Consider the following 16,944-nt stretch of genomic DNA (forward strand, 5'->3'; position numbering starts at 1 on the left):
GTATGCGGGCGGGGGCATGACGGCCAGGGGCGTGAGGGTGGTCCGTTACTCGGCGGCGGTCTCCGCCAGCATCCGCCGCAGAACCGCCCGCTGCACCGGCCGTACCTCGGCGTGCAGCCGGCGTCCCTTGTCGGTGAGCACGACCCGCACTCCGCGCCGGTCCTCGCTGCACATGGCGCGCTCCACGAGGCCGTCCTTCTCCAGGCGGCCGATGAGGCGGGACAGCGCGCTCTGGCTCAGGTGCACCCGGCCCGCGATGTCCTGTACGCGATAGGCGCAGTCGCCGTCCGACGCGGCGCCCTCAAGAGCGCCCTCGGACAGGACGTCCAGAACTTCGAAGTCGCTGGCCCCGAGGCCGTGCTCACGCAGGGCGCTGTCGAGTTCGCACAGGGTGCGTGCGTGCACCGCGAGGATGTCGCGCCATTGGTCCACGAGCCCTTGCTCGGCCTTCTTCGCCGCCATGACATCGCACGGTAGCAGAAATCGCCCCTTTGTTGCATCGGAATTAAATGCACTTGCACTCAATGCATGTGCATGTACTCTGCTGCGCATGACTTCTCCGCTCACAGCTGCCTCCGCGTCCCCGGAGCGCTGGTCCCCGCGTCTGTGGGGCACTCTCCTCGTGCTCTGCGCCGCGATGTTCCTCGACGCGCTCGACGTGTCGATGGTCGGCGTCGCCCTGCCCTCCATCGGCTCCGAGCTGAACCTCTCGACCTCGACCCTCCAGTGGGTCGTCAGCGGCTACATCCTCGGCTACGGCGGCCTCCTGCTCTTGGGCGGACGCGCCGCCGACCTGCTCGGGCGGCGCCGCGTCTTCCTGATCGCGCTCGCCGTCTTCGCCCTCGCCTCACTCCTCGGCGGGTTCGTCGACTCCGGTCCGCTACTGATCGCCAGCCGCTTCATCAAGGGGCTGAGCGCCGCGTTCACCGCGCCCGCGGGCCTTTCCATCATCACCACCACGTTCGCCGAGGGCCCGGTCCGCAACCGCGCGCTCACCATCTACACCACCTGCGCCGCCACCGGCTTCTCCATGGGCCTCGTCCTGTCCGGCCTGCTCACCGAGGCCAGCTGGCGCCTGACGATGCTGCTGCCCGCCCCCATCGCCGTCATCGCGCTGATCGCCGGACTCAAGCTGATCCCGCGCAGCGCCCGCGAGAAGAACGTCGGCGGCTACGACGTGCCGGGCGCCGTCACCGGCACGGCGGCGATGCTGCTGCTCGTGTTCACCGTGGTCGAGGCCCCGGAGGCGGGCTGGGCATCGGCCCGCACCCTCCTGTCGTTCCTCGCCGCGGCCGTGCTGCTCGCCGTCTTCGTACGCATCGAGCTGCGCACCGCGAGCCCGCTGATCCGCCTCGGCGTCCTGCGCTCAGGGCCCCAACTGCGGGCGCAGATCGGCGCGATGACGTTCTTCGGCGGCTACGTCTCCTTCCAGTTCCTGGCCACCCAGTACTTCCAGACGCTGCTCGGCTGGTCCGCCCTGGAGACCGCGCTGGCCTTCCTGCCCGCGGGCGCCCTGGTCGCGCTCTCCTCCACGAAGGTCGGTTCGGTGATCGACCGGTTCGGCACGCCGCGGGTCATCGTGGCGGGCTTCGTCCTGCTCGTGGCCTCGTACACGCTGTTCCTGCGCGTCAGCCTCACCCCGTCGTACGCGTCCATGATCCTGCCCTCCATGATCCTGCTGGGCTTCGCCTGCGCCCTGGTCTTCCCCTCGCTCAACATCCAGGCCACCAACGGCGTGCACGACGACGAGCAGGGCATGGTCTCGGGCCTCCTGAACACCTCGATCCAGGTGGGCGGCGCGATCTTCCTCGCCGTCGTCACGGCCGTGATCACCGCGGCCTCCCACGGCGCCGACGCCTCGCCGCAGGCCGTGCTCGACAGCTACCGCCCCGGACTGATCGTGGTCACGGCGATCGCGGTCGCCGGACTCCTCATCACTCTCACCGGGCTGCGCACACGTCGTACGCAGGAGACGCTCCTGGTCGTGAAGTCCGTCCAGCACGAGGCCGACGAGGAGCGGGTCGCCGTCCGCGACTGATCCGAGCTGCCGCCGACATCCGTACTCCGGCGGGCAGTTCCTTGCCCGCCGGAGTCACATCCCCGACACTCGGGACATGGGGCGAAGGACTCAGGCCCAGCGGGACGCGGCCACCGTGGAGATCGGTTTCGCGCTGTTCGTCGCGACCTGCGTCGCGGGAGCCGCCTTCATGGCCGTGACCGCACCGGTCCACTTCTTCGGCGTGTCATCGCCCTCGAAGAACACGCTGAACCGGGTCGGCCTGATCGTCGCGGCCGTCCTCTTCGTCGTGTCCGTGGTGACCATCCTCGTGCGCCACCGGCGGGCGACTCAGCCCAGCCACCCCGGCCGCACCAGGCCCGACTCGTAGGCCAGGACGACCAGTTGCGCGCGGTCCCGGGCGCCCAGCTTCACCATCGTGCGGCTGACGTGCGTCTTCGCGGTCAGCGGGCTGACCACCAGACGGCGTGCGATCTCCTCGTTCGACAGGCCGATGCCGACCAGCGCCATCACCTCCCGCTCCCGCTCGGTGAGTTCGCCCAGCGGCTCGGGGCCCGACGGCTCCTTGGAGCGGGCCGCGAACTCGGCGATGAGCCGGCGCGTCACACCGGGCGAGAGCAGCGCGTCCCCGTCGACCACCGCGCGGACCGCGCGCAGCAGTTCCTCGGGCTCGGTGTCCTTGACCAGGAAGCCCGACGCGCCGGAGCGGATCGCCTCGAAGACGTACTCGTCCAGCTCGAAGGTGGTCAGCATGACCACCTTGACGTCGTTCAGATCCGGCTCGTCGGTGATCCTCCGCGTCGCGGCCAGCCCGTCGAGCAGCGGCATGCGGATGTCCATCAGGACGACGTCGGGGCGCAGTTCACGCACCAGGCGCACCGCCTCCTCGCCGTCGGCGGCCTCGCCCGCGACCTCGATGTCCCGCTGGGCGCCGAGCAGCGCTTTGAAGCCGGCCCGGACCAGCGACTGGTCGTCGGCGAGCAGTACGCGGATCACTGGTCCTCCTGAGGTGCCGTGCGGGTGGGCAGTACGGCGGTCACACGGAATCCCCCGTCCGGGCGCGGGCCCGCCTCGATCGTGCCATTGAGGGCGGCGGCGCGCTCCCGCATCCCGGCAAGGCCGTTCCCGCTGCCGCCCGCGTCCGCGCCGGTGGCGGGGCCGTCGTCGTCCACGCGCAGGGTGAGCGCCGCGGCCTCGTGACGCACGAGCACGCGCGCGTGCCGCGACCCGGAGTGCCGTACGACGTTGGTGAGGGCCTCCTGGACGATGCGGAAGGCGGCGAGGTCCACGCCGGGCGCCGGCTTCTTTCCGGCGCCCTGGGTGTCGACCTCGACGGTGAGCCCCGCGCCGGCCGCCTGCTGCACCAGCTCGGGCAGCCGGTCGAGCCCGGGGGCCGGGGCGCGGGGCGCGTCACCGGGCGTGCGCAGGGTGTCCAGGACCTGGCGGACCTCCCCCAGGGCCTCCTTGCTCGCGGCCTTGATGGTGGTCAGGGCCGTGCGGGCCTGCTCGGGATCGGAGTCGAGCAGCGCCAGGCCGACACCCGCCTGGACGTTGATCACGGAGATGCTGTGCGCCAGGACGTCGTGCAGCTCGCGCGCCATGCGCAGGCGCTCCTCGTCGGCCCGCCGCTTGGCGGCCTGCGCGCGCTCGGCCCGCTCCTTCATCCACTGCTCGCGCCGTACGCGGGCCAGTTCGGACACGGCGATGATGGCGACGACCCAGACGGCGACGACGGTTTCCTCGCCCCACGTCCGGGCGTTGTCGCCGTCCGGCGGCAGCCACTGATAGAGCCAGTGCGCGACCAGCAGATGCCCCGCCCACAGCATGCCGACGGCGCCCCAGGCCGCGCGCCGGTGCCCGGCGACGACCGCCGCGAAGCAGCCGACGGCGACGGTGATGAGGACCGGTCCGTACGCGTACCCGGCCCCGAGGTAGACGAGCGCGGTCCCGGCCGTGACGTACGCGACCGGGACCGGATGGCGGTGGCGCAGCAGGAGCGAGGCCGTGCCCGCGAGCAGGAGCAGCCGGGCGCAGAGGTCGAGGGGCTCGCGGTCGAGCTGGCCCTCGGCGGCGTACTTCGAGCCGACCTGCACGAACACGGTGATCGCCAGCGTCGTCAGCCACGGCAGCCTGCTGACGTTCCCCGACTCGTCGCGCTGGTTCCACCAGGGCGGCCCGTGCCGCCACATCGCCGGTCCGCTCCAGGGCAGGGGCGGACCGCCGCGCTTGTGTTCGCGCCGCTCATCCATGACGGCAACGCTAGACCGCTCGGTGCCCGGCGGTCGTCACCCGGCAGTGGCGATCACGCGTACTCCCGCTGGAGTACCTCGGCGGTCTTGCCACTCTCCACGCCTTCGTGCAGGCCGAGGCGCTGGTGCAGTCGGCGCAGCGGACCGGGCGCCCACCAGTTGCCGCGGCCCGCCAGCCGCATGGCCACGGCGAGCAGGACGACGCGGATGAGGGTGGCGTCCACGAGGATCGTCAGGGCGGTGCCCACGCCGAGTTCCTTGAGGAAGACGACGCCTCCGGTGGCGTACGTGCGGAACGAGAGCGCGAGAATCCCGGCCGCCGCGGTGATCAGCGGGGCGCTCTGCCGGATCCCGGTGGCCCCGCCCGCCGCGTGTCGCCGACTCGCTCGTACTCCTCCTTGATGCGCGCCAGCATGAACACCTCGTAGTCCATCGACAGGCCGCAGGCGACGCAGAACATCAGCACCGGGATGCTCGCTTCGAACTGCTGGGCCCGTTCCGGGCGTTGCGCGGCGGCGAAGAGGCGCCGCTCGGGCCGCCGAAGCAGGGCGGATACTGCGCCAGGACCCGGACCTCCTCTCGCCACGCGGACCCCGGCTCCCGCACCGGCGGCCTGACGCGACGCACCCGCCGCGGCCCGGGGCTCAGCCCTGGTCCACCAGCCCCACGCCGTGGGCGAGTTGAGTGGCCGCATAGGAGAAGAACGCCGAGCGGTCCTCGACGACGCGGTTGAACTGTCCGAACACCTCGAAGCCCACGAGCCCGAACAGCTGGGCCCACGCCGCGACCAACGCCGCGGCCACCGCGGGCGGCAGATCGGGCGCGAGGTCCGCCGCGATCCGCTCGGCCTCGGGACGCAGCCCGCCCGGCAGCGGCCGCGCGGCGACACCGCGCCCCTGGTGGGCGTCGCGCAGAATCCCGATGAGCAGCTGCCCGACACGGGCCGCGGCTTCGATCGTGGAGGAGGGCGCGCTGTAGCCGGGGACGGGCGAGCCGTAGATGAGGGCGTACTCATGGGGATGCGCGAGTGCCCAGGTCCGCACGGCCTCGCACACGGTCGTCCAGCGCCGTACCGGTTCGGCCGACGCGACCTCGGCATGCGCCTCCTCGGCAGCGGCGCCGAGGGAGTCGTAGGCGTCGATGATGAGCGCGGTCAGGAGGTCGTCGCGGCTGGGGAAGTAGCGGTAGAGGGCGGAGGACACCATGCCGAGCTCGCGGGCCACGGCGCGCAGCGAGAGCTTGGCGGCGCCGTCGGCCGCCAGCTGTCTGCGCGCCTCGTCCTTGATGGCGGCGGTGACTTCGACTCGGGCGCGGGCCCTGGCCCCGCTGGTAGCGCTACTCATACAGGCAGTGTGCCACGGGTTCGGAGCAGTGCGCTAAAACGAGATCGGCGCACTTAAGTGAGAGCGGGCGACACTTTAGAGAGCACTGCTCTTGAAATGAAGCGCCGCTCTCGTGCACACTGCTCTTAAGCGAGAGCAGTGCTCTCGGAAGCCCTCCCGACTCTGGCGGTCACCATGTCCTCGTCCTCCCCCTCGGCGTCCTCCTCCCCCACCCCCTACTACCTCAAGGGCAGCCCACTGGCCGTCCGGCTCAACAGCGTGATCGGCTGGCTGGCGCGGCGCGGCATCAGCCTGATGGGGTCGGCCGAACTCTCCGTGCGCGGCCGCAAGAGCGGGCAGATCCAGCGCATCCCGGTCAACCCGTTCACGTACGAAGGGGCCCAGTACCTGGTCTCGGCCCGTGGGCACTCGCAGTGGGTGCGCAACATGCGCGTGGCGGGCGGCGGCGAGCTGCGGGTGGGGCGCAAGGTCCGCGCGTTCACGGTCGAGGAGGTGGCGGACGCCGAGAAGCTGCCGGTGCTGCGCGGCTATCTGGAGAAGTGGGGCTGGGAGGTCAACCAGTACTTCAAGGGCGTGACCGCCAAGTCCACCGACGCGGAGATCGAGGCGGCCGCGAGCGACCACCCCGTCTTCCGCGTCACCATCACCAAGTGAGGCCGCGGACCGCGGGCCGCCCGCGGGCGGATCCCTACCGGTCGACCCTGCTCAGCGCCCGCCCTGCCATCGGGTGGTTGCGCACCAGCTCGCCGAGCGTGGTCGAGCCCCGGGTGATCCTCGCGAACGCGTTCCACGCGGGCCGGAACCCGGTGATCGCCGCGTGCAGCGCGCCCGGACGGCGCTCGAAGAGGGTGAGCATGCGCCGCCCGACGCTCATCTCGACGCCGAGGCCGGCCTTGATCGCGAAGGCGTAGTTCAGGGCCTGGCGGCGGGCGTCGACCGCGTCGTGCGCCTCGCCGATCCGTACCGCCCACTCCCCCGCGAGACGCCCCGAGCGCAGCGCGAAGGAGATGCCTTCGCGGGTCCACGGCTCGAGCAGCCCCGCCGCGTCACCGCACACCAGGACCCGGCCGCGCGAGAGCGGCGAGTCGTCGCTGCGGCAGCGCGTCAGATGGCCGGAGGAGATGCTCGGCTCGAAGCCCGCGAGCCCCAGGCGGGCGATGAAGTCCTCCAAGTACCGCTTGGTGGCCGAGCCTTCGCCGCGCGCGGAGATGACCCCGACGGTGAGAGTGTCGCCCTTGGGGAACACCCATCCGTAACTGCCGGGCATCGGACCCCAGTCGATGAGCACCCGGCCCGCCCAGTCCTCGGCGACGCTCTGCGGCACCGGGATCTCGGCCTCCAGACCGAGATCCACCTGGTCGAGCTTCACGCCGACATGTGCTCCTATGCGGCTCGCACTGCCGTCGGCACCGACGACCGCGCGGGCCAGCACCGTCTCGCCGCCCTGAAGGACCACGGCGACCGTGCGCCGGTCGGGCACGACCGAGCCGTGCTGCTCCACGCGCGCGACGGTGACGCCGGTGCGCAGCTCGGCGCCCGCCTTCTGCGCGTGCTCGACCAGTTGCTGGTCGAACTCGGGGCGGTTGATGAGCCCGAAGAGCATCTGCTTCGAGCGGCGGGTGCGGGCGAACTTGCCGTCCAGGGAGAACGTCACCGCGTGCACCCGGTCCCTGAAGGGCAGTTCGAACCCGGGCGGGAGCGCGTCACGCGAGGGACCGATGATGCCGCCGCCACACGTCTTGTACCGGGGCAGTTCGGCTTTCTCCAGGACGAGGACGCTGCGTCCCGCGACGGCTGCCGCATAGGCCGCCGACGCCCCGGCGGGCCCTGCTCCCACCACGACGACGTCCCACACGTATTGAGCGTCGTCCGCTGAGTTCTCGCTGCTCACGTTGGTCTACCGCTCCCGATCCAGCTGTTGGCCGCGCTTTCCAAGGCATCCTACGGCGGGCACTCCCGGCACCCGCCTGTGGGAGGATCACAACACCCACATACGTACAACGTCGCACCTACGAGGAGCGTGCCCATGTCGCCGAATCCGATCGCCGAGACCGTCGCCTCACTCATGCCGAAGGCGAAGGCGGAGCTCACCGAACTGGTGGCCTTCAAGTCGGTGGCGGACTTCGATCAGTTCCCCCGGAGCGAGAGCGAGGCCGCCGCCAACTGGGTGGCCGACGCGCTGCGCGCCGAGGGGTTCCAGGGCGTGGCGCTGCTCGACACCCCGGACGGCACCCAGTCGGTGTACGGAATACTGCCGGGCCCCGAGGGCGCTCCCACGGTTCTGCTGTACGCCCACTACGACGTGCAGCCGCCGCTCGACGAGGCGGCGTGGACCACCCCGCCGTTCGAGCTGACGGAGCGCGAAGGACGCTGGTACGGACGCGGCAGCGCCGACTGCAAGGGCGGCGTCCTGATGCACCTGCTCGCGCTGCGCGCCCTGAAGGCCAACGGCGGTGTCCCGGTGACCGTCAAGGTGATCGCCGAGGGCTCCGAGGAGCAGGGCACGGGTGGCCTGGAGCGGTACGCCGAGGCGCACCCCGACCTGCTGGTGGCCGACACCATCGTCATCGGCGACGCGGGCAACTTCCGCGTCGGCCTGCCGACGGTCACCACGACCCTGCGCGGCATGACCCTCGTACGCGTCCGCATCGACACCCTTGAGGGCAATCTGCACTCGGGCCAGTTCGGCGGCGCCGCCCCCGACGCGCTCGCGGCGCTGGTGCGGGTGCTCGACTCGCTGCGCGCGGAGGACGGCTCGACGACGGTCGACGGGCTCACGGGCGACGAGGTGTGGGACGGGCTTCAGTACGAAGAGGCCGCCTTCCGCAAGGACGCCAAGGTGCTCGACGGTGTGCGTCTGGTCGGCACGGGCACGGTCGCCGACCGCATCTGGGTGCGTCCCGCGGTCACGGTCATCGGCATCGACTGCCCGCCCGTGGTCGGCGCGACGCCGTCCGTGCAGGCGGCCGCGCGGGCGCTGATCAGCCTGCGGGTGCCGCCGGGCGTGGACGCGGCCGAGGCCACCAAGCTGCTGCAGGCGCACGTGGAGGCGCACACGCCGTGGGGCGCTCAGGTGTCCACCGAGCAGATCGGGCAGGGCCAGGCGTTCCGCGCGGACACCACCAGCCCGGCGTACGCGGCGATGGCTGAGGCGATGGGCGAGGCCTACCCCGGCGAGGAGATGCAGTACGCGGGGCAGGGCGGCTCGATCCCGCTGTGCAACACCCTGGCCTCGCTCTACCCGCAGGCGGAGATCCTGCTGATCGGCCTGAGCGAGCCCGAGGCGCAGATCCACGCGGTCGACGAGAGCGTGTCGCCGCAGGAGCTGGAGCGGCTGTCGGTGGCGGAGGCGCTGTTCCTGCAGAAGTACGCGGCGAGCTGAGCCCCCGAGGCTTCTTCCGCGGGGCTGTGGGCAGGGGGAGTTCCTCTGCCCACAGCTCTGCCCACCGGCGAGGCGTCGTCCGTGCCGCGGGCCGCCGTCGACGGGTACGGCGTGGACCGACCCGCCGTTCAGAGGCGGCCGACGGTCACTGAGGAGGGCCGACGGGGACTCCCGCCTCCAGGTACAGGGGGACCCCGCGCTCGCGTGCGCGCAGGGCCCAGCGCAGCCGTTCGTAGCGCACGGCGGGCAGCAGCCGGGCCGCCTCGTCCTCGGTGACGAAGCGGCAGTCGCGGAGTTCGGGGCCCGGCAGGAGCATCTGCCGGGCCTCACCGCTGTCGAGGCTGCCGCCGTCGAAGAGGAAGCGCATCCCTCCGTAGCCCGGCGGTGTGGGCGGTTCCCAGTCGACGACCAGGAGCCGCGGGGCGTGGGCGAGTTGGATGCCGGTCTCCTCGGCCACCTCGCGCATGCCCGCGCGCGCGGGCGCCTCGCCCGGTTCGACGACGCCGCCGGGGAACTCCCAACCGGCCTTGTACGTCGGGTCGACCAGCAGCACCCGGTCCCGCTCGTCGAAGAGCAGCACGCCGGCCGCGAGCGTCTCCGCGGTGGGCTCCGGGGTCTGCACGATGTCGCAGACGGACGCGGCCCCGCTGCGTACGGCGTCGGCGATGCGCTCGGCGGTCTCGCAGGGCGTGAGCGCGCCGGAGTCGATGCGCAGGGCGTCGGCGCCGAGCCAGCCCGCCAGCGCGGCGCGGTAGGGCTCGATGTGGTCGAACGACCACTGCCGCACGCGCAGCTCGCCGTCCGGCAGTTCCGGGACGGGACGAGCGGTGATGCGTTGGCGCAGGATCGTTTCATCCGGGGCCAGGACGACATGGCGTACGGCGATTCTGCGCGAGGCGAGCCCGCCGAAGATCTCGTCGCGGTAGTCCTGCCGCAGCAGGGTCATGGGCACCACGAGGACGCCACCGACCTCGGCGAGCAGCGCCGCCGCCGTGTCCACGACGAGCCGCCGCCAGATCGACAGATCCTGGAAGTCGCTCACCTCGGCGAGGCACTTGGGCGGCAGCAGGTCGGGCAGTCCGCCGCCGATGACCTCGGGGTCGAAGAGTGTGCTGTTCGGGATCAGCTCGATCAGTTCCCGTGCGGCGCTGGTCTTGCCCGCACCGAACGCGCCGTTGATCCAGACGATCACGGTTCCCCCTCTTCTGTTGGCCCCCTGTGGCTTGCCCGCAACACCCTGCCACGGAAACCAGGCCCTGATGAGGCGGCCCTCCCCCAGGCCGAAAGGCGCCCCAACATGTCAAGGGATTCACGCTCGCTTCACCCCATCGGGTGGCAGTCGCGCTGCATGAATCGTTCCCTCACCACAGGCCGGGCCCTCCCCCGCTAGCGTGATCCGCCAGGCGCCCCAGCCCCTGGTGACCTCCTGAATCCGGCTCTTTCGACGCACCCCGCTGCCGCGAGGACCCGGCCGTCGTCGACACTGGGGGGACACGTGCAACTCCGTGCACTGAACGAATTCGCCTTCGAGGACTCCGACCAGCAGCCGCGCGTGTACGGCCACAACGGCGCTGTCGTCATCGAACTGCACGGTGAGATCGACCTGTTGGCCTACCAGCGGATGGGCCCGCTGCTGGACCCGATCACCGGTGGGACCGCCAGCACCGTGGTCATCGACCTGACGCGGACCACGTTCTTCGACTGCTCCGGCGTCGCCCTGCTGGTCCGCGCACACCGTCGTACGGCGGCGAGAGGCGCCCGTCTCTCCGTGATCTGCACCCACCGCCTGACGCTGCGCATCCTGCGCCTGACGGGCCTCACTCCCATGCTGTCGCCCGTTCCCACCCTGGAGAAGGCGCTGGAGCAGGAATGAGCCCGCGACAGGGGTGAGCCCACGACAGGGGTGGCGAACTCCCGGCCGGGGTGGCGCGGGAGCGCTGCGGGGTCCGGGCAGCTCCTCCCAGCTTGCCCTGCCGACGCTGTTACCGGCAGTAGGCGCGCACGATGCATATATGCATTCCGTTCACACCCCGTGTGAACCGGGTGCGGCCCTGCGGCACTCAGCGCAGTACGGCCGCCAGCAGATCGGCGCCCAGCGCCGTCAGATCGGGCAGCTTGAGGGTGTAGCGGACGTAGCGGCCCTCCCGCCGGGCCGTGAGCAGACCCGCGCCGCGCAGGACGGCGAGGTGGCGGGAGACCTCCGGGGCCGAGAGTTCCCAGGCGTGCGCCAGCTCGCCCGTGGTGTGCGCACCGCGGGCCAGGGTGCGCAGCAGCCGCAGCCGTACCGGATGCGCGAGTGCCTCGAGGCGCAGGGTGACCGTCTCCAGCGACACCGGCTCCGAGGGACCCGGCTCGGCCACGGGGTACTGCACCACCGGCTGCCACCCCGGCGAATGGACCGCCACCAGGTGCGGGCGGCCGAAGACGCTGGGGATGAAGGTGACCCCGATGCCGCGGGCGGCGGTCGACTTGTCCTGCAGCTTGTCCACGATGACGCAGTCGCCGTCCGGTGCCAGGGTGACGGCGTCGGAGACCGATGCCAGTGCCGATCCGATGCCCTGACGCTGCAACAAGTCGTTCTTCAGGCGCAGATCGGTGGCCAACCGCTCGGCGACATCGGCCCACGCGGCGTCGAAGAAGGCCTCGGCGCACTGTTCGAGGGTGTGACGCACCCGCGCCCGTACGGCGGCCGGGTCCGCGAGCAGCCGTTCCGCGAAGGCCTCCTGCCGCGGGCCACGGGCCTGGGCCAGGTCCAGCGCACGCTCGCGGGCGGTCGCGTCGGTCAGCGGCGAGGACGCGGCGAAACGGGCCCGGTTGCTGCCGCACGTGGTGACCAGCGCGGCGGTCACATACGCCTCGTCGCCGATCCGGTCCACGTCGTCCAACTCCTCGGCAAGAGTGGGCCGGGGCCGGGCGGGGATCAGGAAGTCGGCCTGTGAGGAACGCCAGAGGAACTCCGCCTCCCGCAACCGCTCGGCCAGCTCGGGCCGCAGTCCGGACCAGACGTCACCCGCCCAGTCGGCGTACCGCGGGTGATGCCCGGGTTCGGCCAGCACGTGCAGCATCGCGGTCAGCTCGGCCAGCGGGGACGCGGCGAACCGCAGGCGCTCGGACGGCAGACCGCTGATGTCGATCCTCAACGTCATCCCCGCATCATCACCGACCGGATGACCGGCGCCGACGCCGATTGACGGGGTTCGTCAACCGACGTGGCCGATCCGGCGGCCGACCCCACCGTGGGCGCCATGCCCACCACCACCAAGATCGAGCCCCGCGCCCTCCTCCACGCCTCCGGAGGCCCGCGCTATGCCGTCGCCATAGCCGTGGACGCCCTCGGCACCGGCCTGCTGCGCCCGTTCCTGCTGCTCTACGGCGTGACGGTGCTGCGGCTTTCCGCGCCGGCCACCGGCGTCGCCATGACGGTCGGCATCGTCGTGGGTCTGGTGTGCATGCCCGCGGTGGGCCGATGGCTCGACCGGGGCGCGCGCAGCACGGTGGTGGCGGCGTCGATGCTGGTGCGGTTCCTCGGCGTGGCGCTGCTGCTCGCCACTCCTGCGGGACACGTCGGGCTGTTCGCGGCGGCGGCGCTGTTCCTCGGCATCGGCAACCAGGCATGGCCGGCCGCCCACGCGGCGCTCGTGGCCACGCTCGCCCACGGCCGGGAACGCGACACCGCGCTCGCGGCAGGCCGCGCCCTGCGCAACGCAGGCATGGGGGTGGGCGCGCTCCTGGCCACCGCTTGCCTGGCGGGCGGCACCACCGCACTGCAGGCGCTGGCAGCGGTCACCGGGGGCGCCTATCTCACGGCGGCGGCGCTGGCGTGGTCGGTGCGCCTGCGGGCGGACCCGACCGCCGCCGCGGCTGCCGCGGCCGGGGTGGCGGCTCCGACCGCCCCGGCCAAGGAGGGGGACGGCGGGCCCGCACCCCGGATGCGCGCGCTGCTCGCCGCCAACGTGGTCTACGTCTTCTGCCTCAACGTCCCCGAAATCGCGCTCCCGCTGGTCCTGGTGACCCAGTTGCACGCGTCCCCGGTGTGGTCGGCGGCCATCTTCGTGGCCAACACGGTGCTGGTGGTCACCTTGCAGGTGCCGGTCACCGTCCTGCTGTCCCGCTTCTCCCGGCAGACCGTGCTGGCGCTGGCCGGCGTGGTGCTCGCCGTGTCCTATCTCGGCTTCCTCGCGGCCACCTCCCTGGGACACGGCTGGGGCGCCCCGGCCGTCGCCGCGGTGTCCGTCGTCTGCACGATCGGCGAGATCATCTACGCCGGCAGCGCCACCGCACTTGTCACCGCCCTCGCCCCGGCCCCTGTCCTGGGGCGTACGCTCGCCCGCTTCGAACTCTCCACGGGCTTCGGCCTGGCCGTCTCCCCCACGGTCATCACCGCTCTCGCACCCCACGGCCCGACCGCGCTCTGGGGCAGCCTCGCCGCCGCGACGCTCCTGTCCACGGGCGCCGTGGCACCTCAGTTCCTTGTACGCCCGCTCCGTGGCTCCGTCGCGGCCCGGGCGGCGCGCGCCCGGTTGGGCCACCGGGTTCGGGTGTAGGCGTGGAAGTGATCGCCGGTGTGGTTCTGTTCAAGGGTGCAGTGAAGGACATCACCGGGGCTCTCGTCCCAGCACAGGCCGGGAATGTCACGCGCGTACTTCGGGGCTTTCATGCGGAGTGCTCCGTCTGCTGGAGATGATCGGTGGCCACGCCCCGACGATCTCAATCCCACTCGCCGGTGCGGGACATGACGGCCCGTGTCACGGAGCGGATCATGCGGACGGTCTCCGGTTCCACCTTGCGGGCTAATTCGGGCTCTTCACCGCCGCCCGCTCAGGTCTCCGCACCGCCATGGGCCGGGTGACGCCATCCCCCTCCCCATCCCACCCCGCACGCTCGCCGTATCGCCCGGCTCTGACCCCTCGCCCAGGACCGTTGTGGTCGGCGCCTTCGCGGACGGCCGAGGGGGTCGCTTGCAGCCGGGTGCCCGCCGGGCCTCAAGGCCGCTTCCCCGGCAGCGCGGCCGCCACCACCAGCATGCGGCGGTACTCCCCAGGCTGGTGCGGTTCGCCCACCGGGACGCCGTCCACCTCCACCCAGGCATGCGCGCGGAACGGCTCCGTGCGCACCCCTGTGCACCAGTCCGGCCAGGCACCGCTCATCCGGCACAGCAGGGCGGTGGCCACGGAGCGCTGGAGGCAGCCCTCCCCGGCGCACCGCGCGCTGACCGCGACGACCGCCTCGCGGGCGGCGAGCGCCTGCCGGGCGGTGGCGGGGGCGGCCCCGTGCCGGATCACCGAAAGGACGCGGCGGATGCGCCGCGGCTTGCACGCGACGATCAGCCGGGCGGCGGCCGTGGCGAGGAGGGCGGCGGGACGGCTGCGCAGGGGCAGGCGGCCGCGGGCGGCGGGCACCATCGGCTGGCTCATACGGGCACCACCAGCCGGGCCCCGATCAGCGCGCGCGTGATCGAGGCCGCGTCGGCGTCGGCGCGCTCGGCGGTGAGCCGGGGGTAGGCGGCGCACAACGCGCGGGCCGCGTCCGGTGGTTCGGCTCCGTCGAGGAGACCGCGCAGGACGAGTGCCGCGGTGCGGTTGAGCTGGAAGTACCGACCGGTGACTTCGTCCAGGAGCACCATGCCGTCCGCTGTGTCCGTCGCGCAGACGTCGGGTCGCAGGGTCAGACTCACGATGCTCCTTCGTTGATCACGATGTTCCTTGGTCGATCACAGTGCTTCTTGGTTGATCACGGTGCTCCTTGGTCCATCGCGGTGTTCGGCGGGGCGGGTGCGCCCGGGGCGGGCGCGGAGCCAGATCTCGCTGCCCAGGCTGGAGCTGAGGGAGCGCAGCCCCTCCGGCGTCGGGTGCACGCCGAGCAGGGACGCGCGGACCGTCTCGTCGTCGATCAGTCCGGCCCGGGCCAGCATCGAGCCGTCGAACTGCTCGACCAGGGACGCGCGGTTGTGGCGCAGCCCGACGTGGAAGTCCGTGCTGTACTCGCCCTTGGTGCTCCGCCGCAGGAGGTCGTCGGGCACGATGCCGCGCACCGCCTCGGCGAGCACCGGCTTGTACCGGCCTGGCGTGCTGCGCTCCTCCACGCGGATGGCCAGGGCCGCCTCGATCACCTGATCGTCGAGGTAGGGCGCGGCCTGCCCGAGGCCGCTGCGCGAGGTCACCTGGTCCAGCTGCCGCAGGCCGCGCCCACCGGTCCGTACACACGCGAGTGCCGTGTGCTGTCCCCGCCGGGCCGCGAGCGGCTCGGCGCTCTCGGCGGCTTCGCGGAGCAGGCTCTGCACGGCCAGGGCCGCGTCCCGCGTCGCCCACGGCGGCATGCGCAGGTCCATCCCCCACGCCGTCGAGGGGGCCCGGCGGACCAGGGCGGCCGAGGCCGGCTCGGCGGCGGTGAGGCCCCGCGCCCACGCGGACAGCCACTGGCCGTACGTCCTGCCGTCCGCGAGCTGCCGCAGCAGTGGCCCCAGCGGCCAGTGCTGGGAGGCGCGTTGGGTTCGGATGCGGGCGTACGCCGCCAGCGGATGACGTCGTACGTAGTCGTGCAGGTGGGGCGGAAATGTACTGAACAGCTCGTCCGCGCCGCCGCCCATCAGGTGCAGGCGGGACCCCCGGTCGGTCATCAGGCGGCAGAGCGAGGCGATCCTGGCGCCGTCGCGCACCCACGGTCCCGGCTCGTCGGTGGGTACGGCGTCGTCGGTGAGTGCCGTCAAGTCGCTGTACCAATGCGGCCATTGGTCGCGGGCGGGCGTGACGTGCTCGCTGTCGGGAAGGTGGGTGGCGGCGCGCTCGGCCCAGGCCGCGTCGTCGTTCTGCGGGTCCAGGCTCTGCCAGCGCAGCGTCACCAGCTTCGCTCCGGGCGGCCGGCTCCGCTCCTGCTCCCGGGCGGCCAGGAAGCACAGGCTGGTGGAGTCCATGCCGCCGGACATGTCCGCGCTCACGGTGCCCCCGCCGGCCGTGCAGGCGCCCACCGCCGCGGTCAACGCCGCCCGCACCGCGGGTACTCCCTCCTGCCACGCGCGCTGCGGCTCCGGCGGGGTCCACCACCGCCGGGTGCGGGCCCGCCCGTCCGCGTCGAGCAGCAGGCAGTCGAAGGACGGCAGGGCTCGCACGCCCTGCCACACGCAGTGGTCGTCCAGCGGGTACGGAAGCGGCGAGCCGAGCAAGTGGGCGGCCAGGACCCGTTCGTCGGGGCCCGCTCCGGTCACGGCGGCGAGCCGGTCCGACCGGTCGGCGGCCACGGACACTCCGCCAAGACGCGTGTGAAAGAGCCGCCGCACCCCGGACGCGCTCCCTCTGGCCCGGACCGAACCGTCGACGGAGGCGAGGAGGTGGAAACTCCCGGTCAGGCCCTGGGCGATCCGCTCCACGTCCCCCAGGTCCCGCAGCCGTCCCGCCCGCGCGGACAGCGCATCGGCGGTGACCGGGCAGCGCCCGATCACCGCGACGCGCCGCGCCCCTGCCACGCCCACCGTCACCAGACCGTCCGGCCAACTGCCCAGCAGCCAGGGCCGACCGGAGTGGTGCGCGACGGACGCGGTGGCCCAGGGACGCAGGAGCCGCGCCGCGGCCACGCCGGATTCACCGTCCGGGAGGATCGTGAACCACACGTCACCGCTCATGGCACGTATCACCCATCATGTGCTGTTCATGTGCTGTCGAGTTCGGGATCAGTTGGGCCGCGGTGCCAAGGAGTCAGCCGCCGAGGCGCCAAGGGGTCAGTTGGGGCCGAGGTACCACTCGTAGGGCGGGAAACCGCCCTCGTACTGCGCGCCCAGGGCCTCGCCGCGGGTCAGTTCGGCGAAGTCACCGACTTCCACCATGGCGGGTGGTTCGTAGACTTCTTCCTGCTGCATGAAGGGCCTCCCTTGCTTCTGCCGACGGCGCGGAACCCCACGCCGCTGCGGAAAATGCCCATGGCATTTCGGCGGTACGCCGGCCAGGGCGATGTCCCACCCAA

The 16,944-nt window shown here is 72.3% G+C and carries 19 protein-coding genes; 6 read left to right on the top strand and 13 right to left on the bottom strand.

Annotated elements, in window-relative coordinates; translation table 11 throughout:
• Positions 1–45: 45 nt before the first annotated feature.
• A complete protein-coding gene (locus ACIGXX_RS34415) occupies positions 46–462 on the bottom strand; it encodes a MarR family transcriptional regulator (RefSeq protein ID WP_351157826.1) in 417 nt (138 codons plus the stop codon).
• 88 nt (positions 463–550) lie between these two features.
• Between ACIGXX_RS34415 and ACIGXX_RS34420 the strand changes: the two genes are divergently transcribed.
• The gene (locus tag ACIGXX_RS34420) at positions 551–2,038 is read left to right on the top strand and encodes an MFS transporter (protein WP_351157829.1); all 1,488 of its coding nucleotides are present in this window, start codon (positions 551–553) and stop codon (positions 2,036–2,038) included.
• Between the two features lie 76 nt (positions 2,039–2,114).
• A complete protein-coding gene (locus ACIGXX_RS34425; protein ID WP_351157831.1) occupies positions 2,115–2,387 on the top strand; it encodes a DUF6332 family protein in 273 nt (90 codons plus the stop codon).
• Here the strand turns inward: ACIGXX_RS34425 and ACIGXX_RS34430 are convergent.
• The 5 genes from ACIGXX_RS34430 to ACIGXX_RS34450 all read right to left on the bottom strand — a co-directional run bounded on the left by ACIGXX_RS34430 (position 2,348) and on the right by ACIGXX_RS34450 (position 5,609).
• Complete coding sequence (locus tag ACIGXX_RS34430) at positions 2,348–3,013, bottom strand: response regulator transcription factor (protein ID WP_351157834.1); 666 nt, start codon at positions 3,011–3,013, stop codon at positions 2,348–2,350. The genes ACIGXX_RS34425 and ACIGXX_RS34430 overlap by 40 nt on opposite strands.
• Positions 3,010–4,266 (bottom strand): sensor histidine kinase, encoded by a 1,257-nt coding sequence (locus ACIGXX_RS34435; RefSeq protein ID WP_399981643.1) that lies wholly within the window; start codon positions 4,264–4,266, stop codon positions 3,010–3,012. The genes ACIGXX_RS34430 and ACIGXX_RS34435 overlap by 4 nt, the downstream gene beginning before the upstream one ends.
• 53 nt (positions 4,267–4,319) lie before the next feature.
• On the bottom strand, positions 4,320–4,514 hold the full coding sequence (locus ACIGXX_RS34440; RefSeq protein ID WP_351157839.1) for a hypothetical protein: 195 nt from the start codon (positions 4,512–4,514) through the stop codon (positions 4,320–4,322).
• Between the two features lie 80 nt (positions 4,515–4,594).
• Positions 4,595–4,852, bottom strand: a complete 258-nt coding sequence (locus ACIGXX_RS34445) for an MMPL family transporter (RefSeq protein WP_399981646.1) — start codon at positions 4,850–4,852, stop codon at positions 4,595–4,597.
• 58 nt (positions 4,853–4,910) lie between these two features.
• Positions 4,911–5,609, bottom strand: coding sequence for a TetR/AcrR family transcriptional regulator (locus ACIGXX_RS34450; protein WP_351157844.1), 699 nt, complete (start codon positions 5,607–5,609; stop codon positions 4,911–4,913).
• A gap of 174 nt (positions 5,610–5,783) precedes the next feature.
• Here ACIGXX_RS34450 and ACIGXX_RS34455 point away from each other — a divergent pair, with 174 nt between their 5' ends.
• Positions 5,784–6,263, top strand: coding sequence for a nitroreductase/quinone reductase family protein (locus ACIGXX_RS34455; RefSeq protein WP_399981652.1), 480 nt, complete (start codon positions 5,784–5,786; stop codon positions 6,261–6,263).
• A 34-nt stretch (positions 6,264–6,297) separates the two neighbouring features.
• Here ACIGXX_RS34455 and ACIGXX_RS34460 read toward each other — a convergent pair whose 3' ends face one another.
• A complete protein-coding gene (locus tag ACIGXX_RS34460; RefSeq protein ID WP_351157848.1) occupies positions 6,298–7,500 on the bottom strand; it encodes a geranylgeranyl reductase family protein in 1,203 nt (400 codons plus the stop codon).
• Positions 7,501–7,635: 135 nt separating this feature from the next.
• On the opposite strand from ACIGXX_RS34460, the gene ACIGXX_RS34465 reads away from it, so the two are divergent.
• Positions 7,636–8,991, top strand: coding sequence for a dipeptidase (locus tag ACIGXX_RS34465; RefSeq protein WP_399981656.1), 1,356 nt, complete (start codon positions 7,636–7,638; stop codon positions 8,989–8,991).
• A 145-nt stretch (positions 8,992–9,136) separates the two neighbouring features.
• Here ACIGXX_RS34465 and ACIGXX_RS34470 read toward each other — a convergent pair whose 3' ends face one another.
• Positions 9,137–10,183, bottom strand: coding sequence for an NUDIX domain-containing protein (locus ACIGXX_RS34470; protein ID WP_351157852.1), 1,047 nt, complete (start codon positions 10,181–10,183; stop codon positions 9,137–9,139).
• A gap of 303 nt (positions 10,184–10,486) precedes the next feature.
• Here ACIGXX_RS34470 and ACIGXX_RS34475 point away from each other — a divergent pair, with 303 nt between their 5' ends.
• The gene (locus tag ACIGXX_RS34475) at positions 10,487–10,864 is read left to right on the top strand and encodes an STAS domain-containing protein (protein WP_383826241.1); all 378 of its coding nucleotides are present in this window, start codon (positions 10,487–10,489) and stop codon (positions 10,862–10,864) included.
• 187 nt (positions 10,865–11,051) lie between these two features.
• On the opposite strand, the gene ACIGXX_RS34480 is transcribed toward ACIGXX_RS34475, so the two are convergent.
• Positions 11,052–12,137 carry a DUF5937 family protein gene (locus tag ACIGXX_RS34480; RefSeq protein WP_351157856.1) on the bottom strand — a complete coding sequence of 362 codons (1,086 nt, stop codon included), beginning with the start codon at positions 12,135–12,137 and terminating at the stop codon, positions 11,052–11,054.
• 99 nt (positions 12,138–12,236) lie between these two features.
• Between ACIGXX_RS34480 and ACIGXX_RS34485 the strand changes: the two genes are divergently transcribed.
• Positions 12,237–13,535, top strand: a complete 1,299-nt coding sequence (locus tag ACIGXX_RS34485; protein WP_399981662.1) for an MFS transporter — start codon at positions 12,237–12,239, stop codon at positions 13,533–13,535.
• A gap of 438 nt (positions 13,536–13,973) precedes the next feature.
• Here the strand turns inward: ACIGXX_RS34485 and ACIGXX_RS34490 are convergent, their stop codons facing one another.
• From ACIGXX_RS34490 to ACIGXX_RS34505, 4 genes are all read right to left on the bottom strand, one after another.
• Positions 13,974–14,405, bottom strand: coding sequence for a lasso peptide biosynthesis B2 protein (locus ACIGXX_RS34490; RefSeq protein ID WP_366463032.1), 432 nt, complete (start codon positions 14,403–14,405; stop codon positions 13,974–13,976).
• A complete protein-coding gene (locus ACIGXX_RS34495) occupies positions 14,402–14,665 on the bottom strand; it encodes a lasso peptide biosynthesis PqqD family chaperone (RefSeq protein ID WP_351157864.1) in 264 nt (87 codons plus the stop codon). The genes ACIGXX_RS34490 and ACIGXX_RS34495 overlap by 4 nt, the downstream gene beginning before the upstream one ends.
• Before the next feature lie 36 nt (positions 14,666–14,701).
• Complete coding sequence (locus ACIGXX_RS34500) at positions 14,702–16,606, bottom strand: asparagine synthase-related protein (protein WP_399981667.1); 1,905 nt, start codon at positions 16,604–16,606, stop codon at positions 14,702–14,704.
• Between the two features lie 96 nt (positions 16,607–16,702).
• A complete protein-coding gene (locus ACIGXX_RS34505) occupies positions 16,703–16,840 on the bottom strand; it encodes a lasso RiPP family leader peptide-containing protein (protein WP_351157869.1) in 138 nt (45 codons plus the stop codon).
• Positions 16,841–16,944 lie beyond the last annotated feature (104 nt).

The organism is Streptomyces sp. NPDC055243 (genome assembly GCF_044544025.1).
GTDB lineage: Bacteria > Actinomycetota > Actinomycetes > Streptomycetales > Streptomycetaceae > Streptomyces.